The sequence below is a fragment of the Chryseobacterium sp. StRB126 genome (assembly GCF_000829375.1).
In the GTDB taxonomy this organism is placed as follows: domain Bacteria; phylum Bacteroidota; class Bacteroidia; order Flavobacteriales; family Weeksellaceae; genus Chryseobacterium.
This window is the reverse complement of sequence record NZ_AP014624.1, coordinates 2955711-2977727: the sequence shown is the minus strand read 5'-3', so window position 1 is coordinate 2977727 and position 22017 is coordinate 2955711. Positions and strand designations below refer to the sequence as shown.

Here is a 22017-nt window from a genome sequence, read left to right as displayed (position 1 = left end):
TTTTATAGACGCAAAGTTTTTATGAAAGATTATGCATAATTAAGGAAGCTAAGATGGAATCAATTTCATTGATTCTTTCTAAACGGATGCATATCCACAATGCTTCTTCAGCGACAAAGTCGCTTCCTTTGTTTAACTAAAATAAAGCGGTTTAAAAAAATAACTTTTGCGTCTGAAGTTTATCTGTATTCAATCATGATTTCAATGTTCAGACGTTCATTAATAAATTGACGAAAAAGAATTTTACTTTTTAAGAGATCAGAAGGCTAATTTTTAATGCCTTCTAAAGTTTTATGAAAGCTTATACAAATGGCAGTATTACAGCTGTTTTTTATGGGTAAGTATAAGATTTAATATCCAAAACATTACCTTTCCTTTGATTTCTGAAAAACCTTAAAAGGATCTTTTGGGAAAGTTTTATCATATATTTCATAAATTTACAGAGCTGTTTCAAATTGAGACCTGCATTAAAATTCTTCTCAGGTGAAAATTCACAACAAAAAAAAGTACCTAAGCTTTCTAAAATTTAAAAGAGATTTCCAGAAATACGGACTGGAAAAAGCCCGCAGTTATGAGCTTATTCTGCATTGGCTGAACAATAGATTGAGCAGAAATCAGTTTCTTGTGCTTTCCGGAATCCTTGTGGGTTGTACGGCTGGATTGGCTGGGGTAATCCTAAAAACGCTGGTACACAATATCCATTATTTCATTACCAATAAAGTCCATTTCGAATATCAGATCTTATTTTATATTGTTTTTCCTTTTTTAGGAATTGTTCTGACTACGTTGATCGTACTAACGTTATTTAAAGGACAGGATCGAAAAGGGATTGGTGCTATTTTGTATGAAATTGCCCAGAACTCAAGTATTGTGGCTTCTGTAAAAATGTATTCTCAGGTGATACAGAGTGCGGTTACCGTTGGGTTGGGAGGATCCGCAGGATTGGAAAGTCCTATTGCTGTTACAGGAGCAGCCATAGGATCAAATTTTGCACAAACATATAGGCTTAATTATAAAGAACGTACATTATTACTGGCTGCAGGAGCTACTGCCGGAATTGCATCAGCTTTCAATGCTCCTATTGCAGGAATTATGTTTGCTTTTGAAATTCTGTTAACCGGAGTGGTTTTTACAGATTTTATTCCATTGGTGGTTGCAGCGGTTTGTGGAAGTCTTCTGTCCAGAATATTGCTTCAGGAAGATGTTCTTTTCAGGTTTTACACCAGAGAAGCTTTCAACTATAAAAATGTACCTTATTACCTGATTTTAGGAGTAGTAACGGGATTATATGCCAGATATTTTGTCATTATTTCTCAAAAGGTAGAGCATTTTATAAAAGGACTCCAACTTTCAAAAATGCGTAAAGCAATGTTTGGAGGGGCCGTACTTTCCTTGCTTTGTGTTCTCTTTCCCCCTTTATTCGGAGAAGGATATGAAACCGTAAAAGCTTTCACGAACGGGAACACCCATTCTATTATTGAAAACAGCTTTTTCAGGTATTTTGAAATTGGAGATTGGACGATTATTATATTTTTAGTTCTTGTCTTATTATTAAAAGCTTTTGCGACTTCATTTACCATATTCAGTGGTGGAAACGGAGGTAATTTTGCTCCTTCTCTTTTTGCAGGCGGAACTGTAGGATATTTATTTGCCTTGGTTTGTCAGCATATCGGGTTTACAGACGTTCCGGTAACGAATCTTGTACTGGTAGGAATGGCTGGAGCAATGAGTGGCGTTATGTATGCTCCGCTAACGGCTATATTCCTGATTGCAGAATCAAGTTTTGGGTATGATCTGTTTATTCCGCTAATGATTGTTTCCATTATGTCTTACCTTATTGCCAAATGGTTCTCTCCGATCTCTCCGGAATTAAAGTCTCTTGCAGATGAAGGAAAAATATTCACCAACAAACATGATAAAAACCTTCTTTTTGCTTTAAGAACGGATGATTTTATCGATAAATATTCGCAGACTATTCAGGAAAATGCCTCTATTACAGATCTTTTTGAACTGGTAAAGAATGGGGACAAAAATATTTTTGCTGTAGTTGATGATACCAGAACATTAAAAGGAGTCCTAACCCTTGATGATATAAGACCTTATCTTTTTAACAAGGAAATTGATCCGTTGCAAACGGTAGGTCAGATTATGAAAGCTCCGCAATCCATACTTCATCCGGAAAATAAACCATTGGATATCCTTCAAACCTTCGATGATACCGGAGTGTGGAATCTTCCTGTTGTAAGTGAAAACAATGTTTTTATAGGGTTTATCTCCAAGTCTTCCATCCTGATGAGTTACAGACAGTTGTTGAAGGATTATTCAGATTAATGAGATCATATTATGACCACCCCATCAAAAATTCTTTGAATTTTCACCCCCTCTCCGGAAGAGGGGAATATCGCGTTTTTCAATTGTGATATTCCAGAAAATTGAACAACTATGATTTTCAATAGACTTAAGTGTTCTTTTCAAATAGTTAGTAGTCACTTAAAATAACTTAAGTGTTTTCAAAAAAATAAATGTAATTGTTACTAAAAAATGGACTGAGATTTCTACGGAATGACAAATAGAAATAGATATCATTTTGCATAGTCTTTGTCATTCCGTAGAATTCAAACTCTTCTTTTTTTACAAGAAGATTAAGATCAAAAAAACCGTTCAATCTAGTATTGAACGGTTTTATTAATCTAATAATGAGGATTGAAATTAATGACTTACTCTATTAAGTAAGTCAATGTCTTCCTGATCTAAAATAAGTTTAGGGGCATTGAACAATGTTTCAAGCTGTGAAGAACTTGTCGCACTCACGATCGGAGCAGTAACCAACGGATTGGATAATAACCAAGCTAAAGCAACTGTTCCCTGATTGCTATGGTGTTTTTCACTCACCTGATCTAATGCCTTTAAAACTTCCAGACCCTTAGGATTTAAATATTTTCTCACACCTTCTCCTCTTGCACTTTTGGCTAAATCAGCTTCATCACGGTATTTTCCGGTTAAAAATCCTGCTGCCAGAGACCAGTATGGAAATACACTCAGATCAAACTGTTCTACCAAAGGAGCATAGTTTTTTTCAAAACCTTCTCTTTCCAATAAATTATAATGGGGCTGTAAGGCAACATATTTAGGCAGGTTGTTCTTTTCAGAAACTTCAAGGGATTCTTTTAAACGTTCAGGAGAAAGATTGGATGCAGCAATATAACGTACTTTTCCGGCTTTAATAATCTCGTCATATGCTGATAATGTTTCCTCTACAGGAGTAGTATTATCGTCAAAATGCGTATAATAAAGGTCGATACGATCGGTCTGAAGCCTTTGCAGAGATTCATCCACTGATTTCAGAATATGTTTTTTACTGATATCATACCCATGTTCTTTTGTTTGAGAGCCTACTTTGGTTGCCAGAACAATATCCTTACGGTTATTACGGCTTTTCATCCATTTTCCGATGATCTCTTCAGATTGTCCACCTCTTCCGTTTACCCACCATGAATAGGTGTCTGCTGTATCTATAAAATTGAATCCGGCTTCTGTAAACTGATCCAGGATATCGAATGACTGCTTTTCATCCAGTGTCCATCCAAAAACATTTCCTCCGAAATTAATAGGAGCCACTTCCAAATCAGTGTTTTTGATCTTTCTTTTTTCCATAAAAATAATTTTACTAAGTGACATCTAAGGTAAGGAATATTGTGCTGTAGGGCTATTCAAAATACCCATACGTTCTATAGTTATTATAAATGAAAAAGCCGATGATTGCTCGTTTATTTACCAACAGTGTGTAAAAAATGCGATAAAATCTATTACTTTTCAACCTGAGGGATGTCAATATTGTTCAGCATTAGTTTATATTCCTGTAACTGATGATTAATCCTTTGTAATCCCTGTTTGAAAAACGAAGATGTATTAAATAACTGATGGTAATACTCTATTCCTTCCAGCATATTTTTTCTGAAGACATTCCATTTTTTTGTTTGGGAATGAGTAATCTGCCGGGTTGAGTCTGCTAATTCTTTTTTCAGATAATCAATATACATTTTCAACTCATTGATAAACATATTAGGACGGCGGTTATCCGGCAGAATGTTGGTATTGCCATAAATATGATTTACCATTTCCGAAAGGGTAACTTCCCTGTCAAAAAATGCAATATTCGGCCCTGGACAGATAACAACACCTTGTTTTTCTCCTTTGATCTCTATTCCCTGTTCCATATAAGCAGAATTGACCAATCCAACGCAAAGACAAGCTTTATCTGTAATTGCAGCTTTTTTCTTATCAAACTCTTCTGTAGAGAGTACTTCTTGTTGAGTATAAAGTTCATTCAGTTTAATGTCCTGGTATTTTCTGGAAGCTGTACAAGTTCCTTCCGGGGAATATTCTTTGCTTAATGCTAATAGTTTCTTTGGACATGAACTTCCATATCTTCCTCTGGCTTCTTTTTGATGCTTCAATAGTTCATTAGAAGTCCCTTTTATGGTATTGAAAGGCACTCCCAAAGGAGAAATCTGACTTAAATAAAAGTCTTTTTCTTTAGCTTTTAAGAGTAGATCTCGGGTATCAGCATCTACGGAAGTGGCTTCAGGCACTAATAAAAAGGGAGATCCCCATCCTACACTGTCTACATTATAAGTCTTTAATAGAAAATCATGCTCTTCAGAAGTACCTACTCCGCCCTGTACGGTAATTTTCATTTCTAATGGCTGAGACAGAACAGATTTTCCTTTCTGCTCTAAAGCATTGTTCATTAAGGCATGTGCAGACTGTATCAGATCATTCTTTTTATGTCTGAATTCTTCCATGATAGGACCTAAAAGCATTCCTTCTGTGGCAAATGCATGACCACCACAATTCAGTCCGGATTCTATTCTGTACTCTGATACCCACAACCCTTTTTTAGCCAGAAAATTCCCCTGAATCATGGCAGAACGGAAATCACTCACTTTAAGAATGATTTTCTTTTTCAGATATCCGTTTTCATCAGGAAAGAAATCATCAAATTCCTCCATATAACTGTACAGACGGGGATTCATTCCTGCCGAAAGAACCATTGAAGAGGATAGCTTACTGTTGGCAAATCCACGGAGAGAAGCGTGAGCGTCATTGTACATGGCAGGAAGCTGCTCATTATTTTTATAGTTGTCTTTATCAACTTTTGTCATGATATTGACATCAATACTTCCCGGAAGCAGGTTGGTTTCTATGAAGTTTTTAATGCTGTCACTCCAGTTATCTTTTTGAGCAATAAGATTTTGAAGGCTATTTTTCAGATCCGAAGTATTAGGCAGCATGGCCACAAAGTCTTTCAAAGCTTCTTTATTCTTACTGATTTCCTGTTTGAAAGATTCAAATTTTTCATTCACGATATCATCTACCATGTCCAGATAAGCAGTAATTCTTTTGGCTCTGTAATCCTCTGTTTTTGTTGAGATTCCTGAATAATTAAGATTAAACTTTTGGTTGTAAAAGTTTTTCATTTTTTCCAGAATCTCATCATCAATGATGGAAATCACAGAAGAAATTCCATATTGTGCTACGCGGATTGGGCTGTCTATGGTATAAGCCAATCCCATCACGGGAATATGGAAATTGTGTAACGGTTTAGTTGTCATTATGTTTCAATAAAAATTCTTTACTTAATGCAACTAAAAATTCTTTCAACTAATTCACTGCTTAAAAGTATTGCTTTTTTAATTAATTATGCATTAAATAATATCTATAATATTGAAAATATGCCAAAAATCATTTTATATATTTTTTTCAAGTTGTTGGGAATACGCAAAGGCACAAATATTTTAAAATAATACCTCGTTTTTAAGGCGCAAGAAAATATAAAAGGTTTCATTTACCATTAGTAAACAAAACCTTTCTTAAAATTTATTGGTAGAAAGCGATTACTCCGCTTTATTCTTCAACATCATCAGAAGACTATAAGCTCCTTTCTGTACAATCTTTTTACCTTTCAGGAAGTCTGCTTTCAAAACTTCGGTAAACTGATCGTCTGAAATTCCGGTTACCACAGGAATCATCTTATATTTCGATTTTCCAAGATCTTCAAAAACATAGTTTTTATTTTCAAAAGAAACTACAGCATCATTCGGAAGTCCCTGAGTGTATCGGTTGCTGATGTTCACTTCAGCGTTAACATACATTCCTTTTACAAATTCTGAATTCACAGATGATAGTTTTGCAATAGCAGTTGCAGAACCTCCTGTTTCAATGCTTGGAACTACACTTACAATTTTAGCACTAGATTTCACATCGGGTTTCTGATTGTTGTAAACCACGATTTCCTGCCCTACTTTTATATCGTTAACATCGTTTTCAAAGACTTTTAATTCTAAAAGTAATCCGGCTGGATTAATTAACTCAAATAAAGTATCTGCGGGGTTGATATATTGTCCGTTATTCACAAGAATCTTGCTTACAAAGCCACTGAATGGCGCATACACATTAATTCTGCTTCTGATATTTCCAGTGTGTAAGCCTTTAGTATTGATTCCGATGATCCGTAATTTTTCTTCAAGGCCTCTCAATGTAGCATTTAAGGTTGAATAATCTGCCTGAGCGGTCTGCATTGTTTTATCACTGCTTGCTTTGCTGGTATTAAGGTCTTTCTGACGGTTAAAGTTCAGTCTTGCGGCTTCAAGCTGTGCTTTGGTTACCAGATAATCTTGCTGCAGCTGGATGAATTGTGGGTCTTCTACCACAGCCAGTACCTGACCTTTGCTAAAGTGACTTCCATTAATCACATTGATAGATTTGATATGTCCGCCCATAATACTTGAAACAGAACTGATGTGAGATGGGGCAATCTCTGCTTTTCCATTCAGACGTACCATTTTTTCCATATTTCTGTCCTGAACAGACGTTGTGGTAATTCCTACAGACTGAATTTGCTGATTGGTAAGATGAACCATATTCTCAGCACCTTTTGCAAATTTTGTGTTCTCGTAGACTGTTTTCTCCTCTTCTTTCTTGCCTGAACATGATGATAAAACCAATGCTAAAGCCAGACTGTATATTGATATGATTTTGAATTGCATGACGCTGTTATTTTGAAATTAAGAAATTAAGTTCTGCTCCGATCTGATTCAGCCTGTCCAGACTATCGATATAATCTGCCTTGGTTTTTACAGCCTGATTGACCAATATTACCCAATTCAGATAATCAATTTCTCCTGCATCCATCTGCTTTTGAGCTGTTTTTAAGATCGTTTCAGATTTTGGAAGCTGTTTTTGTTCATAATTTTCAATGATTCTCTGTTGATTCATATAGTTGTTCAACTGTTGTCCTAATCTGTTTTTAAGTTCAATTTCTTTTCTTTGATATTGGTTTTCAGAAATAGCAATTTTAGCTTCTGCAGCCTTTGCTAATGCTCGCTGTCCCTTGGTAAACAACGGAATCCCTACTCCTACCTGAACTGAATTAAAACGGTTGTTATTAATGTTTTTCATGCTCTGATTGGTGTATCCGATAAGAAGCTCCGGAAGAAGCCTGCTTTTTTCAAGCTGTACTTCAGCTTCCCCTACTTTAATTTGCTGCTGCAGATACTGAAGTTCAGGATGTTGTTTTACCATTTCCTCTGAGACCTGAAGTCCTACATTCATGGTTGGTTTATCAGCAATAGGTTGATAGGCTGTTTCTGACTGAAGAAGCAACTGAAGCTGCAGTTTGGCAATATTCAGATCATTTTCAAGAATGTTCAGTTGTACTTTGATCTGTTCTTTTTGAATTTCGGCAGTAGATTCCTCTAAAATATTGGCTTCTCCTTTTTTCAATCTTAAACCAGCCTTATCCGCAAAGTTGGTGTACAACTGACTGATGTAGTCCAATACTTTTTTCTTTTCCTGAAACACTAAAATTCTGTAAAAAACATCTGTAACTTCTTTGGTAAGCTGTGTTTTAGTAAGGTTCTGATTGATGATACTTGCCGTCCATTCCGCATCCAGCATCTGTTTTCTCTTGGAATAAACAGTTGGAAAACTGAACCTTTGAGAAATTCCGAATGAATTATCTGTTTCTTCCCCCTGAATCTGCCCGAATGCTCCTGTAATTTCCACTTGAGGAAGGTTCAGATAGCTGGCTTTTAGTTTTTCCTGATAATCAGAGATTAATTTTGAGCCTTTAAGTGTTCCGTTTTGTTGATATGCTTTTTCAAGTGCCTGTTCAAAGGTGATGTTTTCCTGAGCCTGAAAGCTTCCGAAAGAAACCAACAGCAAGAAAACAGACAGTTTTTTATAGTTTATTTTTTTAGAGAATTTCATTTTATCTTTATTAATATGTTCAAATAAGACGTAAAGAATTGGGAGGACAAATAGGGTTAAAAGTGTGGCAAGCATCAATCCACCGATCACTACAGTGGCTAATGGTCTCTGTACTTCAGCTCCTGCGCCATTACTGATGGCCATGGGAAGGAATCCTAATGAAGCTACAAAAGCAGTCATCAGCACCGGGCGAAGTCTGATTCTTGTTCCCATCAGTACAATCCTGCTGGTATTGGTTATTCCATTCTTTTTCAATCGGTTAAATTCTGATATCAAAACAATTCCGTTAAGTACAGCCACTCCAAACAGAGCAATGAATCCAACCCCAGCACTGATGCTGAAAGGCATTCCTCTTAAAGCAAGAAAATACACACCTCCAATGGCTGATAATGGTATTGCTGTATAAATCAGTAAACTGTGTTTTACAGAACCAAAAGCAAAGAATAACAGCAAGAAAATCATCACCAAAGAAATAGGAACGGCAACCCCTAATCGGGCTTTGGCTTCGTTTAAGTTTTCAAAAGTTCCTCCGTAAGCAATGGTATATCCTGGCGAGAATTTCAGATTCTTCCCTACTTTTTGCTGAAGTTCTTCCACAACAGTCTGTACATCTCTTCCCTTTGCATTAAATCCTATAATAATCCTTCTTTTGGTATCTTCTCTTTGGATCTGATTCGGGCTGTCTTTAAGTTCAACCTTCGCCAGTTGAGATAGCGGAATTTGCTCTCCGGAAGCGGTAGGAACCAATAAATTCTGGATGCTGGTAATATCTTTTTTGTGCTCATTGTCCATACGCACAACGATATCAAACTTTTTCTCTCCTTCATATAAAGCACCTGCCGTTTGTCCTGCAAAAGCCATATTAATCACTCTATTGATCTCAGCAACAGAAATATTGTATCTGGATAATTCAGAACGGTTATAATCAATAACGACCTGTGGGGCTCCTTCTACAGGTTCTATATAAAGATCCTGAGCGCCTTTTACCGTATTGATGATACTTCCCAGCTTTTTGGCATAGGTAGTAAGACTGTCAAGGTCTTCTCCGTAAATTTTACAGACGATATCCTGTCTGGCACCGGTCATCAGTTCATTAAAACGCATCTGTACCGGGAACTGGAAGCTGGTCGTTAATCCCGGAATAACGCTTAATGCCTTGCTCATTTTTTCAGAGAGTTCAGGGAATGAATGGGCAGAAGTCCATTCTTTTTTAGGTTTTAAAACAATGATCATATCTCCGGCATCCATGGGCATGGGTTCTGTGGGGATCTCGGCACTTCCGATCTTTACAACGATCTTCTGTACCTCCGGAAACTGTTTTAATAGAATGCTGGAAGCCTGTGTGGTTACCTTTTTGGTCTCATTAATATTACTTCCCTGAAGAATTCTCATTTCAACAGCAAAATCACCTTCTTCCAGAGATGGGATAAATTCTCCACCCATTCTTGATAAAGTGAAAACCGCCCCTGCAAAAAGAATAAGAACCCCCAGAATGATTGTTTTTCTGAATTTCAGGGCTTTCATCAGGAATTTTTGATGTCCCGTTTCCACTTTGGCCATTACCCTGTCAGAAATATTGTCTTTTTCCTTTTTCTTTCGGCTTAATACCAATGAGCTCATCATAGGAATGTAAGTAAGGGAAAGAATAAATGCTCCAATTAATGCAAAAGCTACCGTCTGTGCCATCGGTTTGAACATTTTCCCCTCAATTCCCTGCAAGGCAAAGATGGGAAGATATACAATAAGAATAATGATCTGCCCGAAAACAGCACTGCTAACCATTTTTGTAGCAGAATTGGAAACCTGGTCATCCATTTCCTTCTTACTCAGCATATTGTCTTTTCCAAAATGCTTTTTGTGGGCTAATTGGTGCAGAACAGCTTCCACAATGATAACAGCACCATCTACAATAAGACCGAAATCTAAGGCTCCAAGACTCATCAGATTTCCTCCAACCCCGAAGATGTTCATCATAATTATGGCAAACAGCATGGCTAAAGGAATGACAGAAGCCACCAATAATCCGGCCCGGAAATTCCCAAGAAATACAACAAGGATGAAAACTACGATTAAAGCCCCTTCCATCAAATTGGTTTTTACCGTACTGATGGTATTGTTAACCATTTTAGCACGATCAAGGAAAGGCTCAATGACAACCCCTTCCGGTAAAGACTCCTGAATCTTTTCAAGTCTTTGCTTAATATTGCCTATTACCTCGTTGGCATTTTCACCTTTAAGCATCAATACAATAGCTCCGGATAATTCCCCAGTATCATTATAGGTCATGGCACCATATCGTGTCGCATATCCGATCTTTACAGAAGCTACATCCTTAATGTGAACCGGAATTCCTTCTTTGGTTTCCGCCACCTGAATGTTTCCTATATCCTCTTTTGTTCCCAGAAGACCTTCACTTCGAATAAAAAGAACCGTTTCTTTCTTTTCGATATAGGCTCCCCCAGTATTTTGATTATTATTTTCTAAAGCGGCAAAAACATCGTTAATATTGATATTAAAAGCCTGTAGTTTGTTAGGATTAATGGCAATTTCATACTGTTTCAGCTTTCCTCCGAAACTGCTGACATCTGCTACTCCTTTGGTTCCCAGTAATTGTCGTCTGACTACCCAATCCTGAATGGTTCTCAATTCCGTTTCATCGTACACATTTTCATAACCTTTCTTGGCTCTCACTACATATTGGAAAATTTCTCCCAATCCTGTAGAAATAGGTCCCAGTTCAGGTTTTCCAATTCCGGCAGGAATATTGTCCTGAACGAGTTGTAAACGTTCCTGAACCTGCTGGCGGGCCCAATAGACATCTGTATCATCATCAAAAACAACTGTTACCAATGACAATCCGAATCTGGAGAGGCTTCGGAGCTCGGTGATTCCGCTGATATTGCTGGTTGCCTGTTCAATGGGAAATGTTACAAGGCGCTCAATATCCGCAGCTCCATAAGACGGAGCGGTGGTGATAATCTGTACCTGATTATTGGTGATATCAGGCTGAGCATCAATGGGTAGTTTGGTGGTTTCATATACTCCGAAAAGGACTAAACCTATGGTGAACAGAGCAATGATGAGTTTATTCTTTACAGAAAACTCAATAATTTTGTTTAACATGAAAAAATTATTAATAGATAATCTGTAGTCTTTTATAAACGGCTTATAATGTATAGATGAACCATAAAAGTCACAAAGCTGGCTTAAGTTTGGAACGATACTGAATAAAAGCTTACAAAAGAATAAAAATCAAAGATTTTCAAAATATAAGTATACTTTTACTTCAAAAAATAAAGCAGAATAATGTAGTACTACAAGATTGATTGATAAACAATAAGAATAAATCACCTTAAGTAAAACTTAAAGTATTCATTTTTAATTTTAAATTAATTAAGAAAGCCGCGGAGGCTGGAAAATATTGGAAAGGTAAAGGTTTGAGAAGTCCTTTTCCTGATAGATACTGTTCTTCTGCGGAATTCTGATTTCCTTAGGTTTCTTGATTTCAAAAGTATAATCAGGAAGCTGTGCTTGTACAGTCAGTACAATGGGTGGATTAATAAACGGTAGCTTTTGATCCAGATCCCAGTCAGCATCTTTTTTATGATTGTCATAATGTTCCATGACGAATTCTGAAAGATTTCCTTCATATTCCATAAAATGTTCTACAAACATAGGCACCTTCATTACTTCCCCCGCATTGGTGGTAGCCAGCACATACATCATTGAACATATTATGGAGAACCATTTTAACATCCCTGCAAATATAAGGCTTAAATTTTTCCTGAGAAGGCTCTGTTATTAATTTTATTTTAAATTTCTAAGCTAACAGGAGATCCACAGACTATTTGTTCATTAAGAATTTTTAAAAAAAGTTCCATCGCAGGGCTGATCCATTTATTAGAATGATGGGCTGTAATCATGGTAATGGTGCGCTGAAACCCTTTAATAGTAAGTTCTGTTATTTCTCCTTTTCTGATCTCTTCTTCTACCACAAAGTGAGGCAGGCAGGCTATTCCCAGATTATTCATCACACTTTTTTTGATCGCTTCTATGCTCCACAATTCAATATTTTGACTGATGATAATGTTTTTTTTCTTAAGATATTCTTCAAAATACTGTTGATAAACACCATTCGGGTCATTATTGATTATAGAACACGCTTTTATCTGATCTTTTCTGTCGAAATTCCTTTCCTGTTGTGAAAATAAAGGCGATGTCATAACTCCTACTGTGAAAGTAGACACTTCTGTGACTTTGATCTGATCATCATAACCATATACCTGATAGTGAATCCCCAGATCAATATCATTCCGGATAATTTCTTTCTGAACTTCATAGCAGTTTCTCACTTTTAATTTGAGCTTTACATCAGGAGCTGTTTCAATGAATTCTTTAAGTACAGGTTGCAGGATATAAGTCAACAGACTGTCAGAAACTGAAATTGTAAGGCTTCCCTCTACCTTTCTGCCTTTTGAATTCAGCTGTTTAATCTGTTCTATCTCCTCTTCTATTTTTTTTATGTGGGGAATCAGCTTCAAAGACTGCTCGGTAGGAAGCATCCTTCGACCTATTTTTTCAAATAGTGGAAACTTTAGTTCATTTTCAAGCTGTTGAATCTGATAACTGATGGCAGACAGAGAGTAATTAAGCTCATTGGCAGCATCCTGAAAATTGCCTTTTTCCACTATAGTTTTAAAACTTTTGAGCTGATGAATATCCATACTTTAATATTTTCGAAGTAAAAGTATAAATAATTCCGATTGTTTGAAGTGTTTAGTCTCTTTAATTTTGTCAAAAAAATATATGTGGTTTTCGTTTTTTATTTACACTGTGCTAACGGCATTTCTTCCCGGTCCTAATAATATTCTTGCCCTTAACAGCAGTATGAAATCAGGATATCAAAAGAGCAAAACATTACTTCTGGGGATTTACTTGGGGTTCACAGTGGTCATGTTACTGGCAGCCTTTTTCACAGGGCTTCTCTTGAATTCGTATGGCTTCCTTCTCAATTATCTGAAATACGTTGGGGCTGTTTATCTCATTTATCTTGCGTGGTCTGTAATATCCGGAAAGCCAGTGGAAATTGACGCTGAACAGAAAGAGCAATCTTCTGATTCTGCAGGTGATCTTTGGAAAGGGTTTCTGTTGCAGTTAGTGAATGTTAAGATCATTATTTATGGAATAACAGCATTTAGCAGCTTTATTTTCCCTCAGTTCAAAGAGCTTTGGATTATTCTTGTTTTTGCTTTTCTGCTTTCTTTTATAGGCAATTCTGCTACATGGATATGGGCTGTTGCCGGACAAAAGTTACATCGTTTTTTGAATCGTCACTATAAAGTAGTGAATACAGTGATGGGAATTCTCCTTTTATACTGTGCCATAAGTTTATTCTTGTAAATAATCAGTAAAAAAGAGCATTGCAGGGTCTCATAAAAGGGTCAGGTACAACAGAGCCGGAATCTTAAAAAATGATCAGAGCTTGGACTTCAGTCTGCTTAAGGTTTCCTGAGAAATATTGAGGTAAGAAGCTACCATTTTATTAGAAAGCCTTCGGACAATAATTGGGTTCTCAGACAATAGCTGGCGGTATTTTTCTAGTGCATCCTGAACTAGGAAAGACATCAGCCTTTTGGTATTTGTTACATAAGCTATTTCAAGATAAATTCTGTAGAATTTCTCCCATTTTGGTATAATTTCCAGAAGATGATAAAAGTCTTTATGGGTAATATAATAAACCTCCGTCTCTTCTACAGCCTGAATGAATTCTTCAGATGGTTCGGAAGTGATGAAGCTTACCAGAGCAGTAGCAAACTGATTTTCAAAAGCAAAATAACGGGTAGACTCCTGCCCTTCCTCATTGATGAAGAATATCCTGAGACAGCCATTAGCCACAAAAAAAGTTCTTTGGCTGGATTGACCATTGGTGAGAAGCAGTTCGTTCTTTTTTAATTTGATAGGTTTAAAATAAGACAAAATAGTTTCCATCTCTTTATCAGTTACCGATATTTTATCTTGAATATATGAAACTAATTGTTCTTCCATGTAATTGAGTCAGTCATTAGCAAATGTAGTAATAATACACCTTATCAAGAAAAAAATGATTTACTACATAAGATTGGAAAAAAAATAATGAACAGCAGCACCAATCTGAGCAATAAAACAAATTATAATAAGGGTCTTATTAAAAGTATTCAGCTAGGTAACACCACCATTAAAGATAAGAATTTGGGAATTGATTTATCATCAGATAAACAGGGTGTTACTTCTTCGGATAATCTTTTAGGCATATTGGGAAGCGAAATCATTAACAGGTTTAATTTTATTCTCAATTATAAGAATAAAAACCTTTATTTAAAACCTAATTCTCTTTTTCATAAGGACTTTAAAGAAGAAGTTAGTCCTATATCTTTAAAGTATAGTGACGACAGGAACGAAATTGTAATATCAAGTGTTATAAAAGATACTGATGCGTATAAGAAAGGATTAAAGGAAGGGCAAAGTATTATATCTATTAATAATACTATCAGTAAAGATATCAATATTTACAATCAACTTTTAGCACAAAAAAATAAAAAAATTATTATAAAATATATTGATAGCAATCACCAGATTAAATCGGTAAAGCTTAAACTAAAAAATTACTATAAAATATTTAATAAATGTAAATAAGATTGGGACTGTCTTTTTAAGACAACTTATATTATACATCCCTGCTCTTCTCATTATTCCCACGTTGTACGGAATCCAATGTTTTTGTATGGTGGGTGCCATTATAGAATGGATGGTGTTTGGTGGAGTAATTCACATGATTATGGCTTAATTTCAAAATGTTAAGGAAAATCAAAATATATTAGTAAATGATAATTTTTAATTAAAATAAATAATTTTTAAAAAAAATCCACATACGATGCGTTGCATAATATAAATTTTGCTTATATTTGTGAATCGAAATAATTTTTTTTCATCATTTGTGTTTTTTTAAGGTCTCCAGTCATGGGGACCTTTTTGCTTTAATAAACTGTATAATTAGAAATTTGCTATTGATGTGATAAATGAACAAAAGGGGAATTATTTATTAAAATAAAAGTTACAAATGCCTTTATATAGATATTTGTGACGAATTTTAATTATTAATAAGTCCCTCTTACCTGACCTAAGTTAATGTTTTTCATAAAATCCGTAGGTCTGAACTGCATCACAGCCTGAAAGCTTCTGGTGTACGCCTGCACACTTTTATACCCTACTTCATAAGCAGTTTCTGAAATTGTAAAGTCTCCTGAACTCAAAAGTTCAAGGCTTTTAATGATACGAAGCATCTGTTGATATTTGCTCAATGTAAGACCTGTTTCCTTTTTAAATATTCGTTCCAGGCTTCGGGAAGAAACCAAAGCCAGTTCACCAAGGTTGTCTATTTTTATTTCCGTATTATAATAATGATGGAGGTGCTCAATCACTTTCTCCAGACGTTTATCTTTTGGAAGACAGATGTGTAGCTTCAGGGAATGTTTCACAAAATGAGGAAGCTCATTAAAAAGCGCTTTTAAAAATACAGTTTCACCGGAATCTTTTTTCATCAATTTGGACCATTTTTCGGCATATTTTATCATTTCTCTTAATACAGGAGGAACAGAAAATACATTCACCTCATCATAAAAAGAATCTTTACTGTCTCTATCAGCAAACATAATCATCAGCTTGATCTTTTCAGAATGGGAATTCGTTTTATGTATAGAGTTTGAAGGGATCCAGGCTGCATGATTCTGGGGAAGAAGATAAATCTTTTCTTCAATTGTGATGTACTGAAATCCACTTTCTACGTATACCAATTGACCCTTTTCATGCTGGTGGAGAACATTATCATGAATCCAGTTTTCTTCAAACCATACAAAATAAGGTTTATTAAGCTCATCTATTTTGATACTGTCGTTCGCATTCATGTCGTTTCAGGTTAAAACTTTGGCAAAATTAAACAAAATTACTATGCTAATTTTGTACAAAAATTTTTATATGATGAAGAATGAAGTAAAAAAGAATGCTTCTTATGTTTTAATGCTTCTGAATGTCTTGGTGGTGATATTGATTTCCAGCAATCTTAGATCACCCATTGTTGCTGTATCTCCTGTACTTGGAGATGTGAGAGACGCTCTGAAGCTGGATAATTTCCAGGTGAGTCTTTTGACCTCTATTCCACTTTTTATGTTTGCAGTCTGCTCTGTCTTGGTAAGCAGGTTTTCCAGTAAGTTCGGAATCAGTAAACTGTTAATGTATTCATTGATTATTTTAAGTTTTGGATTGTTCCTGAGAATTTCAGGTTCTCTTTGGCTGTTATTCGCAGGCTCGGTATTTATCGGTTTGGGAATTTGCATTGGAAATGTAGTAACTCCCGGATATGTTAAGAATAATTTTCCGAAGCAGATTGGTTTAATGACAGGAATTTTTGCTGTTTCTATGAACCTTACGGCTGCTTTGGCTTCCGGTTTCAGTGTAAGAATTGGAGAATGGACAGGTTTCGGATGGCGTGGATCTTTGGGAATTTGGTTGGTGATTGCTGCTTTGGGATTTGTAGTATTGATTCTTGAAATGATATTTAATAAGAAGAATCCTACACAAACTAAAATTGTCGGGGGAACTTCCGATTTTAATATGTTTAAATCTGCTCAGGCATGGAATATCAGTGTTTTTATGGGATTACAATCCTTGTTTTATTACTGTATGGTGGCTTGGCTGCCTTCATTCCTTGCCGATTACAATATGCCTGGTGAAAGTTCGGGATGGGTGCTTTTTGTTATTCAGATTACGATGATTCCGATAACATTCTGCTGTCCGATTATTGCCAGTAAAATGAAAGACCAAAGAATTTTGATCCTTTTTATATGTGCTCTGATGTTTGGAAGCACCATGATGTTTGTCTTTCTGAAATCTCAATGGATCTATGTAAATGCTGTCATTATAGGAATTTCTAATGGGTTATCTTTCAGTTTATCCATCTTATTTTTCTCTACAAGAACCAAAAGCAGTATCAATGCAGTGAAGATTTCCGGAATGGCACAGTCTGTAGGTTATCTGATTGCGGCATTTGGGCCTCCGGTATTTGGAAAGCTGCATGATTGGGATATTTCCTGGAATACCTCATTTTATTTTCTGAGCATTGCGGTACTAATAATGCTCTATTTCGGGCTAAGAGCTGCAAGGAATAAATATGTAGAAGATTAATGGCACTTAGTTTTAATTTTAAATAAAATGAGGCTTTTCTGTAGGAAGGGCCTCATTTTTTATTGAATAGATATAGGTCTATTTTAATAAAGAACTATTTCTTCCCCATCCTTTGGAATAAAACATTGATTTTCGTATCCTTTTTCATGAATCTTTTTCTGGATAAATGTTCTATCTTCTTTGCAATGGCTTACTGCTTCTAAATGGGTTACCCAGATTTTTGCCTGAGGTGCGCATTCGCAGACTTTAATAATATCTTCACTTGTCATAATAATGGGATCGCCGATAGAAAATGTGGCAGCTCCGCCTGCAACAATAATATGCTGTGGCTTATGTATATTGATTTCCCCTTCAATACCCTTATTCCAAATGCTGTCTCCCACGATATAGACCGATTGGTTATCTTTTTTAAAAACAAATCCATTGACTGTTCCCATTCTTTCTCCAATTTCTCCGGTTCCATGTTGTCCTTTTGTAATTGAAATATCAATTTCATTCCAAAGAATATGATTATCGATTGCTATAACATTCTGAAATCCTTGATTTTCAATTTGATCTGAAATAATGGCAGGACAGAGAATTGTTATCTTTTTATCAAGAAGTTCTATAGCAGCAGTATCCCAATGGTCAGGATGTAAATGGGTAATGGCCACTGCGTCTATGGTTTGCAATTTTTTTATTAATTCATGATGAGTAAAAGGTAAATCCAGTAAAGGATTCAGCAATTCATTATCTGTCATTGGAAATTGGCCCAGAGATCCCTTTTTTCCAAGCATAGGATCAATTAAAATAGAGATTTTATCAATGCTCAATAGCAATGTTGCATTGCGCCATAATTGTAATTTCATTTGCTTAAATTTGTAGAGCAAATCTATTGGTTAACTCAGGTAAAACAATCGAAGGTTACCAAAAGGTTATCCATTTACATCTAAGTACCCTATGAATTTTGAAGAGTTTAAAAACTGTGGTTTGAGAAAGAGCCTGGATATTCTTTCGGGAAAGTGGAAGCCATTAATCCTGCATAATCTTTTTGAAGAAGAGCAGGTACGTTTTGTAGAATTATGGCGGAATATGCCAAGAGTCTCTAAAAAAGTACTTGCAGAACAGCTTAAACAACTGGAGGAAGATGATATTATTCAACGGATTGAGGTCTATAATTTTCCTCCGGAAGTGTATTACAAGCTTACAGAGAAAGGACAGCAGTTGGGACCTATCCTTTCTAAACTTCATGTATGGGGAAATGAGCTGAGCTCTTAGTGCTTTTGTAGATCTTTATTTTAATCTTTAAATTGATCCAAAACCTCAAGAATATTCTGGTACACTATATCCAGTTCTTCAGAAGATATACAATACGGTGGTACCAGATAAAGAACATTTCCTAAAGGCCGCATAATGATTCCCCTCAATAAAAATTCATTATAAAGTCTTTTCCCGATCTCATTGAAATAGGAAGTCCCGTGCCCGGTTTTAAAATCAAAAGCGAGAATGGTTCCGATCTGGCGGGCATTTTCAACTTGTGGATGTGAAGCCAGTGCTTTGATAAAATCTGAATGTTGCTGAGAAATACGTTTGATACTCATTTGGGTTTCTTTTTGAAGTAATAATTCCATACTGGCCAACGCTGCAGTACAGGCTAACGGATTAGCGGTAAAGGAATGTCCATGGAATAAGGTTTTATACTTATCATCAGACCAGAAAGCGTCATAAATTGTTTTGGAACATGTTGTAATTCCCATAGGCATGGTTCCTCCTGTTAGTCCTTTTGAAAAACACATAATATCCGGCTGTTCGGTAAGATAATTAGCTGCAAAGAGTTTTCCGGTTCTTCCAAATCCTGTAAAAACCTCATCCTGAATCATTAGAATTTCCTGTTCCCTGCAGAACCTCATTAGGTTATTCAGGTCTTCAGCGTTATACATCAGCATTCCCGCTGCTCCCTGAACTAATGGTTCGTAAATAAAACACGCTACCTCATCAGCAATGTCTTTAATCTGGGACTGTAAAATTTGTAGATTTTCAGCATTGGGAGTATCGATGAAAACAACTTCAAACAGCCTGCTTTCAAAAGGTTTAGTCCAATAGCTTTTTCCACTTACAGACATAGCGCCAAAGGTGTCACCATGGTAGGCATTTTTAAAAGCAAGAATTTTTGTTTTTTCTTTCCCTTGATTGTGTGCATACTGAATACACATTTTTAAAGCTACTTCCACTGCTGTAGAGCCATTATCAGAATAGAAGACCCTTTTCTGGTTAGAGGGTAAAAGTTTAAGTAGATTCTCTGAAAGCTGTGTGGCTGGTTCATGCGTAAACCCGGCAAAAATAACCTGTTCCAGCGTGTTGAGTTGCTCAAAGATACGTTGAGCGATATAAGGATGTGAATGTCCATGAAGGGTTACCCACCATGAGGAAACCACATCCATATATTTTTTGCCTTCCTGGTCGTAAAGATAAAGCCCCTTTCCTTTTATGATGGGGATGATTTCATCAGCCGTTTTCATCTGGGTGTAAGGATGCCAGTTGACAGCTTTATCTCTTTGCTGGAGATTGGTTGGTGTTATTATATCCATGTGCTTATAAAATGTATTGATGACTTTTGAAGTCAGATTGAAATTTTTTGTTTTTAACGCAACGTTCGTTATAGGGTTTTACAATGATGCGTTATGATTTTTAAGAGCGCAAAGGCGCTTCACTCAGCTAAGGTTTGATGATTTATCTACATTATATTGTATTTTTCTCTGCTGAATGCAATGCCCTTGCGAACAGAAAATATGCAGTTTCATGATGTTTTTTTTGCGATCCTAGCGTTTAAATAAATTAAAAACTAAAGGAACTCCACAAGTAATTCGTGAATGAAATTCAAAATGCTCATTATTAAAATCCAGAAACTCATATTCTTAATTTTTAGCAGCACGTTTCTTTTTTCATCATCGGTTTTAATCCAAGAGTCTGCAGCATTTGCATATCTTCGGAAACACCAGGGTTAGGCGTTACCAGCAATGTTTCTCTTTCACCTGTAAAGATAGAGTTAGCCCCTGCCATGAAACACCATGCTTGTTCTGTTTCTGTCATTTCTATACGTCCGGCACTCAATCTTACCATAGAAGAAGGCATCACGATTCTTGCAGTGGCAATCATTCTTACCATTTCCCAAGTATCTACTTTCTCATTATCTTCCAGTGGAGTTCCCTCTACCCTAGCCAATGCATTGATAGGAACGGATTCCGGATGTTTAGGCATAGTAGCTAATGTTAGCAACATGGAAATTCTGTCTCTATGAGTTTCTCCCAGACCAATAATTCCGCCTGAGCATACTGTAATTCCTGCTTTTCTAACATTATTAATTGTATTGATTCTATTGTCAAATGTTCTGGTGGAAATAATTTCTTCATAGTATTGTTCAGAAGTATCAAGATTGTGATTATAAGCATATAATCCGGCTTCCTGCAGTCTTATGGCCTGTTCTTCGGTAAGCATTCCCAAAGTACAGCATACTTCCAGTCCAAGTTCATTTACGCCTTTTACCATATCAATAACCCTATCAAAATCGCGGTTGTTACGAACTTCACGCCAAGCAGCAGCCATACAGAAACGGGATGAACCACTGTCTTTTGCTTTTTGGGCATGTGCAATTACCGTTTCAGTAGGTAATAAAGCCTGTACTTTGATATTAGTGTGATAACGTGCTGCCTGCCCGCAATATGAGCAGTCTTCAGGGCAACCTCCGGTTTTGATGGATAACAAAGTTGAGATCTGTACTTCAGATGGATCATGCCATTCACGATGTACCGTAGCTGCTTTATAAATAAGCTCCATAAGGGGTAAATGGTAAATCTCTTCTATTTCTTCTTTCGTCCAGTTGTTTCTGATTGTTGTTCTATCCATTATCATAATTTTGTTATTGTTAATTGTTTTGCAGTAATTGTAATATGTTCTTTATCCGATCTTTCGATTTCAGGTATTTTGATAATTTTTGTTTCTTTTGTAATGAATGTAGAGATTACTCTCTCTGTGTCTTCAGGAAAATTTCCGTTGAAAATCAGGTATTCCAAACTTATATTTCTTTGCTTCAAAGCCATGATTGAAAGTAAGGTATGATTGATACAGCCTAAATAATTCCTCACGACAAGTGCAGCAGGAACCTTCAGCTTTTCAATAAGGTCAATCATAAAAGTATTGTCCGAAAGCGGTACCATAAGGCCTCCTGCTCCTTCCACAATCAGAGTGTTTTCAGTTTCGGGTAGCTGAAAATCATCAAGATGGATCTCTATATTTTCTGCTCTGGCAGATTGGTGAGGAGATGCAGCCAATTGAAGACGATGGGTTTCAGGATGGCAGAAAGTATTATCGGTCCAAGTTTCAATTTTATTGGTATCTGTATAATGAAGATCTCCCGATTGTACGGGTTTCCAGTAATCAGCTTTGAAATATTGTACTAAAATGGCGGAACAGACTGTTTTTCCAATTTCAGTTCCTATTCCTGTTATAAATAGTTTCATTCTAAGTATTGTGTTACATGATACGAGGATGTAG

17 protein-coding genes are annotated in these 22017 nt (G+C 36.1%); 5 read left to right on the top strand and 12 right to left on the bottom strand.

Annotated elements, in window-relative coordinates; genetic code table 11:
* Positions 1 to 483: 483 nt before the first annotated feature.
* Positions 484 to 2331: a chloride channel protein gene (locus tag CHSO_RS13460; protein WP_045496779.1), complete on the top strand. Its 1848-nt coding sequence runs from the start codon at positions 484 to 486 to the stop codon at positions 2329 to 2331.
* A 378-nt stretch (positions 2332 to 2709) separates the two neighbouring features.
* Here CHSO_RS13460 and CHSO_RS13455 read toward each other — a convergent pair whose 3' ends face one another.
* From CHSO_RS13455 to CHSO_RS13430, 6 genes are all read right to left on the bottom strand, one after another.
* Positions 2710 to 3654 (bottom strand): aldo/keto reductase, encoded by a 945-nt coding sequence (locus CHSO_RS13455; RefSeq protein ID WP_045502547.1) that lies wholly within the window; start codon positions 3652 to 3654, stop codon positions 2710 to 2712.
* A gap of 152 nt (positions 3655 to 3806) precedes the next feature.
* On the bottom strand, positions 3807 to 5615 hold the full coding sequence (locus CHSO_RS13450; protein ID WP_045496777.1) for a hypothetical protein: 1809 nt from the start codon (positions 5613 to 5615) through the stop codon (positions 3807 to 3809).
* 282 nt (positions 5616 to 5897) lie between these two features.
* On the bottom strand, positions 5898 to 7049 hold the full coding sequence (locus CHSO_RS13445) for an efflux RND transporter periplasmic adaptor subunit (protein ID WP_045496774.1): 1152 nt from the start codon (positions 7047 to 7049) through the stop codon (positions 5898 to 5900).
* Positions 7050 to 7056: 7 nt separating this feature from the next.
* Entirely contained in the window at positions 7057 to 11394 is a 4338-nt protein-coding gene (locus CHSO_RS13440; RefSeq protein WP_045496771.1) for a CusA/CzcA family heavy metal efflux RND transporter, read from the bottom strand.
* 270 nt (positions 11395 to 11664) lie between these two features.
* Positions 11665 to 11997, bottom strand: coding sequence for a hypothetical protein (locus CHSO_RS13435; protein ID WP_045496768.1), 333 nt, complete (start codon positions 11995 to 11997; stop codon positions 11665 to 11667).
* A gap of 86 nt (positions 11998 to 12083) precedes the next feature.
* A complete protein-coding gene (locus CHSO_RS13430) occupies positions 12084 to 12995 on the bottom strand; it encodes a LysR family transcriptional regulator (protein ID WP_045496766.1) in 912 nt (303 codons plus the stop codon).
* Between the two features lie 82 nt (positions 12996 to 13077).
* Here CHSO_RS13430 and CHSO_RS13425 point away from each other — a divergent pair, with 82 nt between their 5' ends.
* Positions 13078 to 13671 (top strand): LysE family transporter, encoded by a 594-nt coding sequence (locus CHSO_RS13425; RefSeq protein ID WP_045496762.1) that lies wholly within the window; start codon positions 13078 to 13080, stop codon positions 13669 to 13671.
* Positions 13672 to 13746: 75 nt separating this feature from the next.
* On the opposite strand, the gene CHSO_RS13420 is transcribed toward CHSO_RS13425, so the two are convergent.
* On the bottom strand, positions 13747 to 14316 hold the full coding sequence (locus tag CHSO_RS13420; RefSeq protein WP_045496760.1) for a Crp/Fnr family transcriptional regulator: 570 nt from the start codon (positions 14314 to 14316) through the stop codon (positions 13747 to 13749).
* Between CHSO_RS13420 and CHSO_RS13415 the strand changes: the two genes are divergently transcribed.
* The gene (locus CHSO_RS13415) at positions 14305 to 14943 is read left to right on the top strand and encodes a PDZ domain-containing protein (protein ID WP_052480596.1); all 639 of its coding nucleotides are present in this window, start codon (positions 14305 to 14307) and stop codon (positions 14941 to 14943) included. The two genes, CHSO_RS13420 and CHSO_RS13415, sit on opposite strands and share 12 nt — an antisense overlap.
* A 461-nt stretch (positions 14944 to 15404) precedes the next feature.
* Here the strand turns inward: CHSO_RS13415 and CHSO_RS13410 are convergent, their stop codons facing one another.
* Positions 15405 to 16211 carry an AraC family transcriptional regulator gene (locus CHSO_RS13410; RefSeq protein WP_045496757.1) on the bottom strand — a complete coding sequence of 269 codons (807 nt, stop codon included), beginning with the start codon at positions 16209 to 16211 and terminating at the stop codon, positions 15405 to 15407.
* Positions 16212 to 16281: 70 nt separating this feature from the next.
* On the opposite strand from CHSO_RS13410, the gene CHSO_RS13405 reads away from it, so the two are divergent.
* The gene (locus CHSO_RS13405) at positions 16282 to 17487 is read left to right on the top strand and encodes a CynX/NimT family MFS transporter (protein WP_232509067.1); all 1206 of its coding nucleotides are present in this window, start codon (positions 16282 to 16284) and stop codon (positions 17485 to 17487) included.
* An 83-nt stretch (positions 17488 to 17570) separates the two neighbouring features.
* Here the strand turns inward: CHSO_RS13405 and CHSO_RS13400 are convergent, their stop codons facing one another.
* Positions 17571 to 18335, bottom strand: a complete 765-nt coding sequence (locus tag CHSO_RS13400) for an MBL fold metallo-hydrolase (protein ID WP_045496754.1) — start codon at positions 18333 to 18335, stop codon at positions 17571 to 17573.
* 91 nt (positions 18336 to 18426) lie between these two features.
* Between CHSO_RS13400 and CHSO_RS13395 the strand changes: the two genes are divergently transcribed.
* Positions 18427 to 18744 (top strand): winged helix-turn-helix transcriptional regulator, encoded by a 318-nt coding sequence (locus CHSO_RS13395; protein ID WP_045496751.1) that lies wholly within the window; start codon positions 18427 to 18429, stop codon positions 18742 to 18744.
* Between the two features lie 20 nt (positions 18745 to 18764).
* Here the strand turns inward: CHSO_RS13395 and bioA are convergent, their stop codons facing one another.
* From bioA to bioD, 3 genes are all read right to left on the bottom strand, one after another.
* Positions 18765 to 20054 carry an adenosylmethionine--8-amino-7-oxononanoate transaminase gene (gene bioA, locus CHSO_RS13390; RefSeq protein WP_045496748.1) on the bottom strand — a complete coding sequence of 430 codons (1290 nt, stop codon included), beginning with the start codon at positions 20052 to 20054 and terminating at the stop codon, positions 18765 to 18767.
* 334 nt (positions 20055 to 20388) lie between these two features.
* Positions 20389 to 21375 (bottom strand): biotin synthase BioB, encoded by a 987-nt coding sequence (gene bioB / locus CHSO_RS13385; RefSeq protein WP_045496745.1) that lies wholly within the window; start codon positions 21373 to 21375, stop codon positions 20389 to 20391.
* On the bottom strand, positions 21372 to 21983 hold the full coding sequence (gene bioD / locus CHSO_RS13380) for a dethiobiotin synthase (RefSeq protein ID WP_045496742.1): 612 nt from the start codon (positions 21981 to 21983) through the stop codon (positions 21372 to 21374). Before bioD ends, bioB begins: the two co-directional genes overlap by 4 nt.
* Between the last annotated feature and the right edge of the window lie 34 nt (positions 21984 to 22017).

What these genes read in the sequence shown, in the direction of transcription:
- CHSO_RS13410 (WP_045496757.1), bottom strand. Translation starts at nt 16,211, where the DNA reads ATGAATGCGAACGACAGTATCAAAATAGATGAGCTTAATAAACCTTAT.
- CHSO_RS13430 (WP_045496766.1), bottom strand. Translation starts at nt 12,995, where the DNA reads ATGGATATTCATCAGCTCAAAAGTTTTAAAACTATAGTGGAAAAAGGC.
- CHSO_RS13405 (WP_232509067.1), top strand. Translation starts at nt 16,282, where the DNA reads ATGATGAAGAATGAAGTAAAAAAGAATGCTTCTTATGTTTTAATGCTT.
- CHSO_RS13400 (WP_045496754.1), bottom strand. Translation starts at nt 18,335, where the DNA reads ATGAAATTACAATTATGGCGCAATGCAACATTGCTATTGAGCATTGAT.
- CHSO_RS13435 (WP_045496768.1), bottom strand. Translation starts at nt 11,997, where the DNA reads ATGATGTATGTGCTGGCTACCACCAATGCGGGGGAAGTAATGAAGGTG.
- CHSO_RS13440 (WP_045496771.1), bottom strand. Translation starts at nt 11,394, where the DNA reads ATGTTAAACAAAATTATTGAGTTTTCTGTAAAGAATAAACTCATCATT.
- CHSO_RS13455 (WP_045502547.1), bottom strand. Translation starts at nt 3,654, where the DNA reads ATGGAAAAAAGAAAGATCAAAAACACTGATTTGGAAGTGGCTCCTATT.
- CHSO_RS13445 (WP_045496774.1), bottom strand. Translation starts at nt 7,049, where the DNA reads ATGCAATTCAAAATCATATCAATATACAGTCTGGCTTTAGCATTGGTT.
- bioA (WP_045496748.1), bottom strand. Translation starts at nt 20,054, where the DNA reads ATGGATATAATAACACCAACCAATCTCCAGCAAAGAGATAAAGCTGTC.
- CHSO_RS13425 (WP_045496762.1), top strand. Translation starts at nt 13,078, where the DNA reads ATGTGGTTTTCGTTTTTTATTTACACTGTGCTAACGGCATTTCTTCCC.
- bioD (WP_045496742.1), bottom strand. Translation starts at nt 21,983, where the DNA reads ATGAAACTATTTATAACAGGAATAGGAACTGAAATTGGAAAAACAGTC.
- bioB (WP_045496745.1), bottom strand. Translation starts at nt 21,375, where the DNA reads ATGATAATGGATAGAACAACAATCAGAAACAACTGGACGAAAGAAGAA.
- CHSO_RS13420 (WP_045496760.1), bottom strand. Translation starts at nt 14,316, where the DNA reads ATGGAAGAACAATTAGTTTCATATATTCAAGATAAAATATCGGTAACT.
- CHSO_RS13395 (WP_045496751.1), top strand. Translation starts at nt 18,427, where the DNA reads ATGAATTTTGAAGAGTTTAAAAACTGTGGTTTGAGAAAGAGCCTGGAT.
- CHSO_RS13450 (WP_045496777.1), bottom strand. Translation starts at nt 5,615, where the DNA reads ATGACAACTAAACCGTTACACAATTTCCATATTCCCGTGATGGGATTG.